Below are 11508 nucleotides of genomic sequence, written 5' to 3' on the forward strand. Positions count from 1 at the left end.
ACCTCCTATTTTTTTGTAGATATTCTCACATAATCGTGATAATCTCGTTCGATTGTCTCTAAGGAAACGACCATGCCTTCTAAAAGCAGTTGCGCTTTTTCAAAGGATACTGGATCTGTATCAGCTGGCAATTCAAAAGAGAAATAGCCGCCTTCCCCGCCAATATCGAGCAGTGGATCCAATCCTGTCAGTGCAATAATTGAATTGACTGAGCCGAAAACAACAGCAGATACTCCTGCACAAACGAGATCCTGACCTTTTTCAGCAAACTCGGCATGTCCAGTCATCTGAAAAGACGTAATGCTTTCATCTGCTACTGACCGAGTAATGGTTGCTTTGATCATATCACTCACACGCCTTAAGCGTTGATTTTTTCGATAACAACTTTAGTGTAAGGTTGACGATGACCTTGTTTCTTGTGGTTGTTTTTCTTCGGTTTGTACTTGAACACAGTAATTTTCTTACCGCGACCTTGTTTTTCAACTTTAGCCGTTACTGTTGCTCCAGCAACTGAAGGGTTACCCACTTTGACAGTGTCTCCGCCGACAAACAATACGTTTTCAAAAGTTACTGTTTCACCTGCTTCAGCAGCTAGTTTTTCAACATAAACAGTTTGACCTTCTTCAACTTTTACTTGTTTACCACCAGTTTCGATAATTGCGTACATCTCTGCACCTCCTAATAAACTCAGACTCGCCGAATACAGGGGGCCTTAGGCTCTTTACACCTGCTTCGCGCGGTTGTAGCACGGGTGCTACATATCCATAACATTAAAAAATATATCAAATTAGACACAGAATGTCAACGTATTTTCATCACTAGTACGGCAAAAGCAGCTCTTCCATTGAGGAGGTGGTTCTTCGATCTGAAAAATACGCATGGAGCAGTTCATTTTCGTCAAGCTGGCTCATTTTCACGCCATCTCTTTCAATAATAATCGGATGCTTACAGCCTCTTTGGAATCGCGCCATGACTTCATATACTTTTTCCTCAGCACTCGCTCTCAGCGGAATAAGCTTTTCTACCTTTTGCTCTTTTTTACCGTAATAGCGTTCTAGTAAAAAGCGGACCCTGACATAATGCCGCTGCCGGTGCTCCACCGCGAGTGAATAGGCTAAAAAAGTGAGCAGCATCCAGCCATTGAATTGCAGCGGCGCAAACAAAAGCAGTCCTGCTGTCAATAGACCAAAAAAGACAAGGGAGCCTTTTATGGCAAGGGCATGTGCACGTTGGAAAGGGTAATATGCTGATAAGAGCAAAAAGAATAATTTCCCGCCATCAAGCGGCCAAATAGGCAAAAGATTCACAAGAAAAATCGCCATATTATAAAAGGTGAACATCGTAAAAATGTCGTGCGAAATAAGAGAAGTTTCCATGAAAATCCATGCCATAAGCTGAAGCGGTACATGCTGAAGCGGCCCGCATAAAATGACCGCCAGCTCTTCCTTAAGCGGACGGTTCCCATGCTCTTCTACTTCTACCGCTCCGCCAAATGGCAGTAAAAAAATCCGCCGAATGCGCCAATGATAATAGCAGGCAGCCGCTGAATGTCCAAGCTCATGGACAAAGACGATGATAAGCAGACAAAGCAGCGGCTTGATTTGACCAGAGAGAATCGCAAACGCCATCACAATCCACAGCAGCGGATGAATGTGAATTTTCGTCAGCATGAGCAGCCATCTATTCAAAGGTCATCACCTGAATAGGATCGATAAACTGTTCATTTTGCTTAATGGCAAAATAATATGTGCCCTTTCCTTGATCATCAAGTGAGATCTGGCCAATCTTCTCACCCTTATCGACAAAATCGTATAAGGCCACATCGGCTTTCTTTAACTGGCCATACCAGCTATAGCTGTTATCCGCATGCTGCACGACCACTGTAAGCCCTGTGTCACTTTTCTTTTTCACTTCTACTACATAGCCTTCCTTCATACTATCAATCGCTTCAGCCGATGTTTCGATTTTGACACCTGCTCCATTTTGCGTAAAGGATTCCTGCACCTTTCCAGAAGCAGGTACGGCCAGTTCTTGGTTCGCTTGTACATCTTTTTGACCTTCCTTTTTGTCGGTTAAAAAGGCAAGGGGGTTCCCCACTGTCTTCTCAAACCAGCGATTGGCAGCAGCAAATTGAAAATCTTGCTCAAAAGTCTGCGTAATGATCGGCTTAAGCTGCTGAAACGGGCCTGCCTGACCTTTAAATGAAATGGCTGCAATCAACACTAGGGACGCAGATAATAAACATTTAAGCACAAAGGCATTGGGGTTAAATAACGGATGCCGATATTTCTTCGGCTGATGAGACGACGACTCAAAGGAAGACGACCCTGAATGCTTTTCTTCCTCTGTCAGCATGACCCATGGAGGGATATCTTCTTTTTTCTTGAAAGTCGTCTTCTTAGATGAAGCAGCTGGCTGCTTCGTTTTGCGGCGCTGCGCGATGTTCTTTCGGTACTCGTCCACTCTTTTCATGAGATCACCCTTTACATACAAACAGTTTGTACATTTTATGTGACGACCTCATCTGATATGCAACAAAAAAGACCGATTCTCATCGAATCGGTCTCATTTTACCTGAATGGTTATTATGCTCTTACACCAAAAAATGCTTTCAGCTTCGCAAACATTCCTTTGTTTTCATCTTCAAAAGATTGAAGTGGAACAGATTCGCCTAGTACACGGCGGGCGATATTACGATACGCAATCGATACTTTGTTTTTAGCATCCATGACAATCGGTTCACCATTGTTTGAAGCCTTAATCACGTCATCATCATCTGCGACAATGCCAAGAAGATCAATCGATAAGTGATGTACAACTTCATCCACATCCATTGAATCGCCACTTTTCGCCATGTGTGTACGAATACGGTTGACAATCAAACGAGGTGGTTCGATATCTTCTTGTTCTAACAAGCCGATGATACGGTCAGCATCTCTCACAGCTGAGATCTCAGGCGTCGTCACGACAATTGCCTTATCTGCACCTGATACAGCATTTTTAAAGCCTTGCTCAATTCCAGCAGGGCAATCAATAACGACATAATCAAAGTCTTGTTTCAATGATTGAATTAATTCTTTGATCTGCTCCGGTTCTACAGCGGTTTTATCGCTTGTTTGAGCAGCGGGTAAAAGATACAAAAGATCCTCGAAACGCTTATCTTTTACAAGCGCTTGGTGAATTTTACATCTTCCTTCTACTACATCGACTAGATCATAAATAATGCGGTTCTCAAGCCCCATCACGACATCTAGATTACGAAGGCCAATATCGGTATCAACTAGACACACTTTTTTCCCTTGAATTGCTAGTGCTGTGCCTAAGTTTGCAGATGTTGTTGTTTTGCCAACGCCGCCTTTTCCTGAGGTAATCACAATAGCCTCGCCCAATTTCACATTCCTCCCTCAAGCCTTGTCAGATTAGGTCTTATATGAGCCAATTGCTGCAGGCGTTCAATGATCATGTTGCCATCTATATCTAAATAAGCACATTCCATTTCGTTTCCATCTTCTTTTTGATCTGGTGCACGGTTAAACACTTGTGCGATGCGAAGCTGTGTTGGAATCATACGAGATGCCGCAATGACAGCTTGTTTATTCCCATTACATCCGGCATGTGCCACGCCTTTTAAAGCGCCGAGCACAAAAATATTCCCCCCTGCACGAATCGTTCCGCCAGGATTGACATCCCCTATTAATAAGAGATCTCCTTCGACATACAGCACCTGTCCAGAGCGCACAATTTTGGCTACAGAGGTGATTTCGGCCTCTGCTTTTAATCGTCTCGCCTCTTCAGTTGACATGACGTCACTTTCAATGGAGTGAATGACGAGATGTTCATTTTCAGAGACTGCTTCAGTCAAACGCATTTCCTGATCCTCTGTTAAATACCGAAAACCAAGTTTAATATGCACATTAACCTTATGTCCTTCTCTTCCATCTGTATATTGCTCAAGTAAAAGAACCTCTCGCAAGCCAGAAAGAAGGTCATCAAACGAACAGTCATCATTTAACTGTAATGTTAATCCGTTTTTTGTACCTTTTATCGTCACATATTGCTGTTTTTGAGTTTTCAAGATGCTCACCTCAACAACATACTCATTTCGCCGTAATTGGACAAACTCCTGCTTTTATTCGTCGATCAGTCCTTGTTTCATATTGATGAAAAAGAGCCTAAGCGGCACAACAAGTATGAGAGACGCAGCAGTATTTAAAAGAATCGTTGGAATAAAGCGTTCGATGACATACGTATTAAACGGCATAATCCCTGGTTGAATTGTCGCTTGAACGCCGTATACATAAAACTCCATCACGGAAACAGCAATAATCGACAGAAAGACGACCACTAACATATTCGTTTGCAGAACTTTAAACGCTTTCGCTAGCAAATAGCAGAGCGCTCCAAAGCCAAACATATGAACACCAAGTATGCCTGTATACGAAATATCATATAAAAGTCCAAAGATAAAACCGAAAATCACACCATATTTTTGATTCACAAAAGCAGTCATAAATACAAGTGCGAGTAAGATGAAATGAGGAGCTAAAATTTGATTGTCTGAAACAAATGGGAGCTTCACTAGATCGACAAAAATACTGTCAAATACGAAGATAAACAACATGACGAAAGCAAGAAGGACACGTCTCACGAGCCTTCCTCCTTCGTCAATTCAGATGCATCTGCCGTACTTGAGCTGCGATTCACCACAATCACGCGGTCTAAATTGTTGAGTTCAGCCGCTGGTTCTACATAAATGATTTTTGTCAGGCCGTAATGATCTGGCTCGATTTCACTCACCTTACCAATCGTCAAGCCTTGAGGGAATACGCCCCCAGCTCCAGATGTTTCAACAAGATCTCCTTTTTTGACATCTCCATCTGCATCAGATTTCAGAATATTCATTGTCAGCATTTTTTTCTTACTGTCATAACCGTTAATAATTCCGTTGAGTTCTTCTTTGCCCTTTTTCGCAAAAATTTTCGTTGAAATTCTATTATTTTGGTCAGTAGAGCTTAGCAACCTTACAGTTGAAGTAAAATTGTTGAGCTTATCACTTTCAATTTTCCCAATTAACGCACCACTCTCATTTGTGACCGCCATATCTTTGTCAACGCCTTGTTTTTTCCCTTTATCAATCATCACAAAGCTATCCCAAAGGGACGGGTTTCTCGCGATAACCGTTGATAGAATTGGCGTGTAATCACGAATAGAGTTCACATATCCGAGCTGCTTGCGAAGCTTTTTGTTCTCATCTTCTAGCTCTTGAAGTTTCGCCTCATATTGAGTTTGTCCATCAAGTTTTTTTCGAAGACGCTCGTTTTCATCGTATGTGTTCTTTAAATCTTGTACGTTCCCATAAATACCGGCAATAAATTGTGATGGTTTATGAAAGACACCTTGAAAAAAGCCTGTCGTATCCCCCACTAATTTTTCCGGCCATGAAGCACCTCTGCCGCTTTTCACTGAAAAACCAATCATGGCCACCAGTACGATGACACAGACAAGGAGCAACATTAATCTTTTATTCATAAAAAACTGCGGCATGTCTTACACCTCTTTATTTACGCCCGATTATCGATTATCTTTTGATTTTCCTTTGAACAAATGAATATGCTCTAGTGCTTTTCCTGTTCCAATCGCCACACAGTCAAGCGGGTCTTCAGCAATAATGACTGGCATCTTCGTTTCATCACTAATGACTTTGTCAAGATTACGAAGCAATGCACCGCCGCCAGTTAAAACGATTCCACGGTCCATAATATCTGCTGCCAGCTCAGGCGGGGTTTTTTCAAGTGTCATTTTCACCGCATCGACAATTGTTTCCACCGTATCGCGAAGCGCTTTTGCAATCTCATCTGCTGTAATAGAAATCGTTTTTGGCAGACCTGTTAAAAGGTCACGGCCGCGAATATCCATCTCATCATGTACATCAGGCTGTGCAGATCCGATTTCCATTTTAATAGCTTCTGACGTACGGTCACCGATCATTAGGTTATACGTTTTACGGATGTAGCTGCTGATCGCATCATCCATTTCATCTCCTGCCACGCGGATTGATTGTGATGTCACAATGCCGCCAAGAGAAATAATGGCTACCTCTGTTGTACCGCCGCCAATGTCTACAACCATACTTCCTGTTGGCTCCCAAACAGGCAGGTTAGCACCAATTGCCGCAGCAAATGGCTCTTCAATCGGGTATGCGTCACGTGCACCGGCTTGTCTTGTTGCATCAATGACTGCACGCTCTTCTACAGCTGTAATACCAGATGGTACACATACCATCACGTAAGGTTTACGAGCAAAAAGCCCTTTGCCTTTTAATGCTTGATTAATGTAATATTTCATCATTGTTGCTGTCGTCTCGTAATCTGCAATGACTCCGTCTTTCATCGGGCGTAGTGCCACAATATTACCAGGTGTACGGCCAATCATATTTCTAGCGTCATTTCCGACCGCCACTATAGACTTCGTATCAGTTTCCAAAGCTACGACCGAAGGTTCTCTTACAATAATGCCTTTTCCTTTAATAAAAACAAGCGTATTCGCTGTTCCAAGATCTATTCCAAGGTCTTTTGTCCCAATTCCAAACATATGTATGTATCTTCCTTTCTTAAACCAAAATTCCCTTTAGGGAAAAACTCATAAACTCTATTATATCGTAAAACATTGAAAAAAAAAGTGTTACAAATACCCTTTTTCCTTCAAACTCACAAATTTTTGATCACCTATGACAAGATGATCGAGCAGCTGTATTCCAATCAGCTTTCCACATTCAAAAAGTCGCTGTGTAACTTCAATATCTTCCCTGCTGGGCGTCGGATCTCCAGATGGGTGGTTGTGCACACATATAAATGAAGCCGCCGATCGTTTAAAGGCCTCTTTGAAAATTTCGCGCGGGTGAACGATCGATGAATTCAGGCTTCCAATAAACACGGTATGTTTATGAAGAACTTGATTTTTTGTATTGAGATAAAGACAAACAAAATTCTCCTGTGTCAAAAATCTCATATCTTCCATCACAAAGTTCGCTCCGTCTTCTGGTGTGCGGATCACATAGCGGTTGTCCGTTGTTTGATGGTGTAATCTAGTGCCGAGTTCTAAAGCAGCTAAAAGAGAAATCGCCTTTGCCTTTCCAACTCCTCGGATCTTCGACATTTCTTCAATTGAGGCTTCTTTTACAGAGCGAAGACCGCCAAAAGTTTGCAGAAGTCTTGCCGAAATTTGGAGAACTGACTCTTTTTTTGTGCCTGTTCTTAGAAGGATCGCAACAAGTTCATGGTTTGACAAACTGCTGGGCCCGTATTTGATAAATCGTTCTCTCGGTTTTTCATCATGAGGGAGATGCTTTAGCAGCATAGGGAAATCGTTCAGGATGACCACTCCTTTTAGAATTCCTTCCTGTCTTCAAAAAGGGGTGATTCCAAAGGTTTCAAGCACTCTAACTGTTTTCGCAATAGGGAGACCTACAACGGAAAAATAATCACCATCTATTTTTTGAACAAACAGTGCGCCTTTCCCTTGAATGCCATAGCTTCCCGCTTTATCAAGGGGTTCGCCCGTATCGATATAGCGGTCTATTTCACTTTGAGTCAGCGTCCAAAATGTCACTTCTGTCTGTTCATAAAATGTTTCTTTTCTATTCTCTGACTGAACCGTGACACCCGTCAAGACTTGATGTGTCTTTCCTGATAATAATTGAAGCATGAAAGCCGCTTCTTTCTTGTCTTTTGGTTTCCCAAGACATTTGCCGTCAATTGCAACAATTGTATCTGCACCAATGATCACAGCTTTGGGATATAATCTTTGAATATCATTTGCTTTTTGTTCTGCCAACCATTGGACGTTCTCGGCAGGGGAAAGGTTTCGATTTATTTCTTCTTTTAAATGACTTGCTTGAATGTCATAAGAAAACCCTGCTAGATCAAGCAATTCTTTTCTTCTAGGTGATTGAGATGCGAGAATCAATCGGTTCATGTTTGTTCATCCTTTCAGGGTTTAGCCTAAGAAGTAAGATACCCATCCATCCTAGCAAATGTACATCTTACCGACAATTTACGAAAATTCATTTTTCATGTACCTTCATCATTATGTTGGATGCAAAAGAAAAAAACTAGTCATTTTTTGACTAGTTTCGTTTCTTAAAAAATGATTTTACGTATTTAATTGATCAAGCAGTGCCTGCTGAGATTTCCATCCGTTTTCAGAAGTTGGGTCATTTAATAGCTGCACAGCTTTTAGCAAGCTGCTCTTAGCCGATGCGTCCACTGTTTTGGCACTTTCAAGCTCAGAAATTAGCTGCGTGACTTCCTTTTGATCCACTTCATCGCCCGCAATCACTTTAGAGGATAATACAGATGCCTTTTCTATTAAACTAGTCAGCTCATCCGGTACTTGAAAAGATAGCTCCTTTCCTCCCCACGCCTCAAAGTGCTGGTCGATCAGTTTTTTCCCAACAGCGCTTGTCATCCCCTGCTCTGTCGCAAGCCCAGCAATGACATAATATCCATCATCCATGGAAACCTTTTTCCCTGCATACCCAGCATCTTTTAAACTGCCAACTAAGTCATCTGCTCCTTTTTCAGAAGAAAATTTCCCAGCCTGTACAACAAAGGTTGATAAACTGCCAGAGGCACTTTTTTCACCTTTGTTCTCTTTGGATTCATCTGTAGTACCAGCTTTCGGTGCATCCCCGCCGGCTTTCATCGATGATTGATCTCCAGATCCAGATGCCGAGACACTGATATCTCCACCTGATGGATTTGGTGTACCATCTTGACTTAAACTAAGTGCAAACACCCCAAGGCCTGTCCCAAGAACCACCGCAAACACAATCGTTGTCATTACTCTCTTAAAGGGACCACGGTTTTTACCGAACTTCTGATCAAAGGAACCTTTTTTCTTTTGATAAGGGGTGACGACTTTTGGATCAGAATGATAAATATGATCAGCAGCATCATCCCACTGGAAATCTTCTTCCTTCGGTTTAGACGAATCTTCCTGAGAAGCCGCTGTCTCTTGTTCCGAATGTCTCTTTTCCTCCCAATTCGAAAACGTCACTTGATCTTCTTGCTGTTTTGGCGGCTGATGATCATCTTCATGCACCATTTCTTCCTTGCCATTAATATTGACCTTGAGCCCTTGTTTTTTTGCCTGCCTCTTTTTCACTGTCATTCCCCGCTTTCTGACATGTTTGTAAGAAAGACCTTTCTGTCCAATGAATCAGCGCGAATTTAACCCGTCCTTCTTTCTGTTTCACACTTTAACATAGCAGAAAAAAAAAAGAACAAGACTTTTGTCGGCAGGGCAAAAAAGTGTTCGCCAATTTTTTCATCCCTTCGACTAGCCAAATAGAAACAAGACATGAGCCCCAAATAGATACAGCCAAAAAGAGAAGGCGATCGCAGGAACAAAAGGAAATGGCTTGTCTAATCGAAAGGAAAAGACCTTTGCATAAGCCATTCCAGCGATACAAGAGAGAAAAAGCATGAGAAGGAATGGCTTGAAGCCAAAGCAAAACGCAAGCACACTGAACAGCTTCATATCAGCTCCTCCCATGCTATTTGGCTTAAAATAATCTAGACTAGAAAACAAAAGAATGCAAAAAATCAAAGAGGCCGCCCCTTCCCACCAGATAAGAAGCGGTTCCAGCGTGCGGTATATGACGAAAAGAGGGAAAAAGAAGAGAAACAGCTCGTTCGGCACCCTCATATAGAGAAGATCACTCACGACAGCAATCACGAATAAACTACAAAGAATCACAAGGAAAAGACTTTCAAACGAAAAACCAGCGACCTTATAAATGAACAAAAAAAGACCGCCTGTCAGCAGCTCAACCATTGGATATAGCCTAGACAGCCGAATGCCGCAATGTTTACAAGACCCCCTCCATACAGCATAAGAAACGAGCGGAACCATCTCGTGCAGGGATAGCGGCTGTTTACAGGCTGTGCAGTGAGATCGAGGGAAGAGAATAGATCGCTTCACTGGCAGTCTTTCACCAACGAGATGAAAGAACGACCCCATCGTGATGCCTGCAAGAAACAAAAAAATCTCAATCATATATGGTGCTCCTTCCGGGAATAAGATAGACCGAATTTTACCATGACCCTATCCACTAAAGCATCTAGTGAAAATGTGATTTTCCCCCTCTTCTACATATAAAAAGAAAAAGACGCAGGAGGCATCAAAGCCATTTGCGTCTTTTCGTTACCTGATCATACGATTTCGTATATCTGAAATAAAATAAAGAGAGCCTGTCACAAGGATCACCGCTGAAGGATCATCACTCTTTTTCTGAATCCATTCAAGCACTGCACGAGGGTCATCATCATACGTTTTTGCCTCTAACTGACTGCACGCATAAAGCTTTTCCGCTGATTCAGCTCTTGGAAAATCAAATGAAACAAAATGGATAGAGGAACTAACGGCTTCAAGCTTTTGAATCATTTGCTTATACGGCTTATCTTTTAAAGCACTAAAACAGACGTGCACTTGTTTTCTAGAAAAATGAGCTTGTACGGTTTCAATTAAACGGTCGATCCCTTCTTCATTATGAGCGCCGTCTATATACACTGGTGGATGATCTTTGACTTTTTCAAATCGCCCAGCCCAAACTGCCTGCCGAACGCCCTCATATATTTGCCCTTCTGTCACGCTCATATAGCCTTCTTGCTCCAGCCATTCAATGAGTAGAACTGCAAGGGAAGCATTTTGCCGTTGATGCGTGCCGATCAACCCTGTTTCAAGCTGTGGATACTGCCTTTTTGATGTGCTTAACGTAAACCGCTCTCCTGTTTCTGTCGGCTGCTGATGACTGAAGGTACAAGTATCCTCTAATGAGATGCATTCGGCATTTTTTTCTTTTGCGATGTTTTGAATGACCGCAAGTGCTTCCGGTTGATGAACCGCCGTTATCATCGGAATACCCTCTTTGATAATGCCCGCTTTTTCAGATGCAATCTGTTCAAGGGTGTCACCTAAAATCGCCATATGATCATGACCAATCGACGTAATCGCTGTTAAGATAGGTACGGCAACATTTGTTGAATCAAGTCTTCCGCCAAGCCCTGTCTCTAGTAGGACAAAGTCTACTTGTTGCACATCGGCGAAATAAGCAAATGCACATGCGGTAATGATTTCAAACTCTGTTGCTGCACCAAGCTCTGTTTGATCTAACTCATCAACAAAAGGCTTGATTTTATTCACCAAACTCAGCCATTCTTCATCCTGTATAGGTGCTCCGTTCACGCTGATTCGTTCATTGAACGTTAAAATAAATGGGGAGGTGAAGGTTCCGACCGAATAGCCTGCTGCCTGTAAAACGGAACGAGTAAACGCAATCGTTGAACCTTTTCCATTTGTACCTGCAACATGTACCGCTTTTATGCGTTGTTCCGGATGGCTAAGTCTGTTCATCAGCCACTTCATTCTTTCAAGACCTGGTTTTACACCAAAGGCCAATTTACTGTGAATCCACTCAATGGCTTCATGATAGGTTGTAAACAATGT

Annotated in this window: 14 protein-coding genes and 1 other annotated feature; all 14 genes read right to left on the reverse strand. The window is 42.3% G+C overall.

Annotated elements, in window-relative coordinates; all coding sequences use genetic code 11:
• Positions 1 to 5: 5 nt before the first annotated feature.
• On the reverse strand, positions 6 to 344 hold the full coding sequence (locus C6W21_RS08355) for a ribosomal-processing cysteine protease Prp (protein ID WP_106049969.1): 339 nt from the start codon (positions 342 to 344) through the stop codon (positions 6 to 8).
• 14 nt (positions 345 to 358) lie between these two features.
• On the reverse strand, positions 359 to 667 hold the full coding sequence (gene rplU / locus C6W21_RS08360; protein WP_003216781.1) for a 50S ribosomal protein L21: 309 nt from the start codon (positions 665 to 667) through the stop codon (positions 359 to 361).
• 12 nt (positions 668 to 679) lie between these two features.
• Positions 680 to 752: a sequence feature (ribosomal protein L21 leader region), on the reverse strand.
• A gap of 66 nt (positions 753 to 818) precedes the next feature.
• Positions 819 to 1688, reverse strand: a complete 870-nt coding sequence (locus C6W21_RS08365) for a M50 family metallopeptidase (RefSeq protein ID WP_106049970.1) — start codon at positions 1686 to 1688, stop codon at positions 819 to 821.
• Positions 1681 to 2472 (reverse strand): M23 family metallopeptidase, encoded by a 792-nt coding sequence (locus C6W21_RS08370; RefSeq protein WP_106049971.1) that lies wholly within the window; start codon positions 2470 to 2472, stop codon positions 1681 to 1683. Before C6W21_RS08370 ends, C6W21_RS08365 begins: the two co-directional genes overlap by 8 nt.
• Positions 2473 to 2585: 113 nt before the next feature.
• Positions 2586 to 3389 carry a septum site-determining protein MinD gene (gene minD, locus C6W21_RS08375; protein WP_003216504.1) on the reverse strand — a complete coding sequence of 268 codons (804 nt, stop codon included), beginning with the start codon at positions 3387 to 3389 and terminating at the stop codon, positions 2586 to 2588.
• Between the two features lie 2 nt (positions 3390 to 3391).
• Positions 3392 to 4075: a septum site-determining protein MinC gene (gene minC, locus C6W21_RS08380; protein ID WP_034661644.1), complete on the reverse strand. Its 684-nt coding sequence runs from the start codon at positions 4073 to 4075 to the stop codon at positions 3392 to 3394.
• A 54-nt stretch (positions 4076 to 4129) separates the two neighbouring features.
• Complete coding sequence (mreD, locus tag C6W21_RS08385) at positions 4130 to 4648, reverse strand: rod shape-determining protein MreD (protein WP_034661648.1); 519 nt, start codon at positions 4646 to 4648, stop codon at positions 4130 to 4132.
• A complete protein-coding gene (mreC, locus tag C6W21_RS08390) occupies positions 4645 to 5544 on the reverse strand; it encodes a rod shape-determining protein MreC (RefSeq protein ID WP_003216396.1) in 900 nt (299 codons plus the stop codon). The genes mreD and mreC overlap by 4 nt, the downstream gene beginning before the upstream one ends.
• Before the next feature lie 27 nt (positions 5545 to 5571).
• Positions 5572 to 6591 carry a rod shape-determining protein gene (locus C6W21_RS08395; protein WP_106049972.1) on the reverse strand — a complete coding sequence of 340 codons (1020 nt, stop codon included), beginning with the start codon at positions 6589 to 6591 and terminating at the stop codon, positions 5572 to 5574.
• Between the two features lie 90 nt (positions 6592 to 6681).
• Positions 6682 to 7356 (reverse strand): RadC family protein, encoded by a 675-nt coding sequence (gene radC, locus C6W21_RS08400; RefSeq protein WP_034620589.1) that lies wholly within the window; start codon positions 7354 to 7356, stop codon positions 6682 to 6684.
• A gap of 48 nt (positions 7357 to 7404) precedes the next feature.
• Positions 7405 to 7974, reverse strand: a complete 570-nt coding sequence (locus C6W21_RS08405; RefSeq protein WP_106049973.1) for a Maf family protein — start codon at positions 7972 to 7974, stop codon at positions 7405 to 7407.
• A gap of 177 nt (positions 7975 to 8151) precedes the next feature.
• Positions 8152 to 9171, reverse strand: a complete 1020-nt coding sequence (locus C6W21_RS08410) for an SPOR domain-containing protein (protein ID WP_106049974.1) — start codon at positions 9169 to 9171, stop codon at positions 8152 to 8154.
• A gap of 168 nt (positions 9172 to 9339) precedes the next feature.
• Entirely contained in the window at positions 9340 to 10059 is a 720-nt protein-coding gene (locus C6W21_RS08415; protein ID WP_106049975.1) for a prepilin peptidase, read from the reverse strand.
• Positions 10060 to 10206: 147 nt separating this feature from the next.
• A complete protein-coding gene (locus C6W21_RS08420) occupies positions 10207 to 11505 on the reverse strand; it encodes a bifunctional folylpolyglutamate synthase/dihydrofolate synthase (RefSeq protein WP_317615077.1) in 1299 nt (432 codons plus the stop codon).
• Between the last annotated feature and the right edge of the window lie 3 nt (positions 11506 to 11508).

It is taken from the genome of Bacillus sp. NMCN1 (assembly GCF_002998085.1).
In the GTDB taxonomy this organism is placed as follows: Bacteria; Bacillota; Bacilli; order Bacillales; family Bacillaceae; genus Bacillus.

What these genes read in the sequence shown, in the direction of transcription:
- radC (WP_034620589.1), bottom strand. Translation starts at nt 7,356, where the DNA reads ATGCTGCTAAAGCATCTCCCTCATGATGAAAAACCGAGAGAACGATTT.
- C6W21_RS08370 (WP_106049971.1), bottom strand. Translation starts at nt 2,472, where the DNA reads ATGAAAAGAGTGGACGAGTACCGAAAGAACATCGCGCAGCGCCGCAAA.
- rplU (WP_003216781.1), bottom strand. Translation starts at nt 667, where the DNA reads ATGTACGCAATTATCGAAACTGGTGGTAAACAAGTAAAAGTTGAAGAA.
- C6W21_RS08355 (WP_106049969.1), bottom strand. Translation starts at nt 344, where the DNA reads ATGATCAAAGCAACCATTACTCGGTCAGTAGCAGATGAAAGCATTACG.
- C6W21_RS08395 (WP_106049972.1), bottom strand. Translation starts at nt 6,591, where the DNA reads ATGTTTGGAATTGGGACAAAAGACCTTGGAATAGATCTTGGAACAGCG.
- C6W21_RS08415 (WP_106049975.1), bottom strand. Translation starts at nt 10,059, where the DNA reads ATGATTGAGATTTTTTTGTTTCTTGCAGGCATCACGATGGGGTCGTTC.
- mreC (WP_003216396.1), bottom strand. Translation starts at nt 5,544, where the DNA reads ATGCCGCAGTTTTTTATGAATAAAAGATTAATGTTGCTCCTTGTCTGT.
- C6W21_RS08410 (WP_106049974.1), bottom strand. Translation starts at nt 9,171, where the DNA reads ATGACAGTGAAAAAGAGGCAGGCAAAAAAACAAGGGCTCAAGGTCAAT.
- C6W21_RS08405 (WP_106049973.1), bottom strand. Translation starts at nt 7,974, where the DNA reads ATGAACCGATTGATTCTCGCATCTCAATCACCTAGAAGAAAAGAATTG.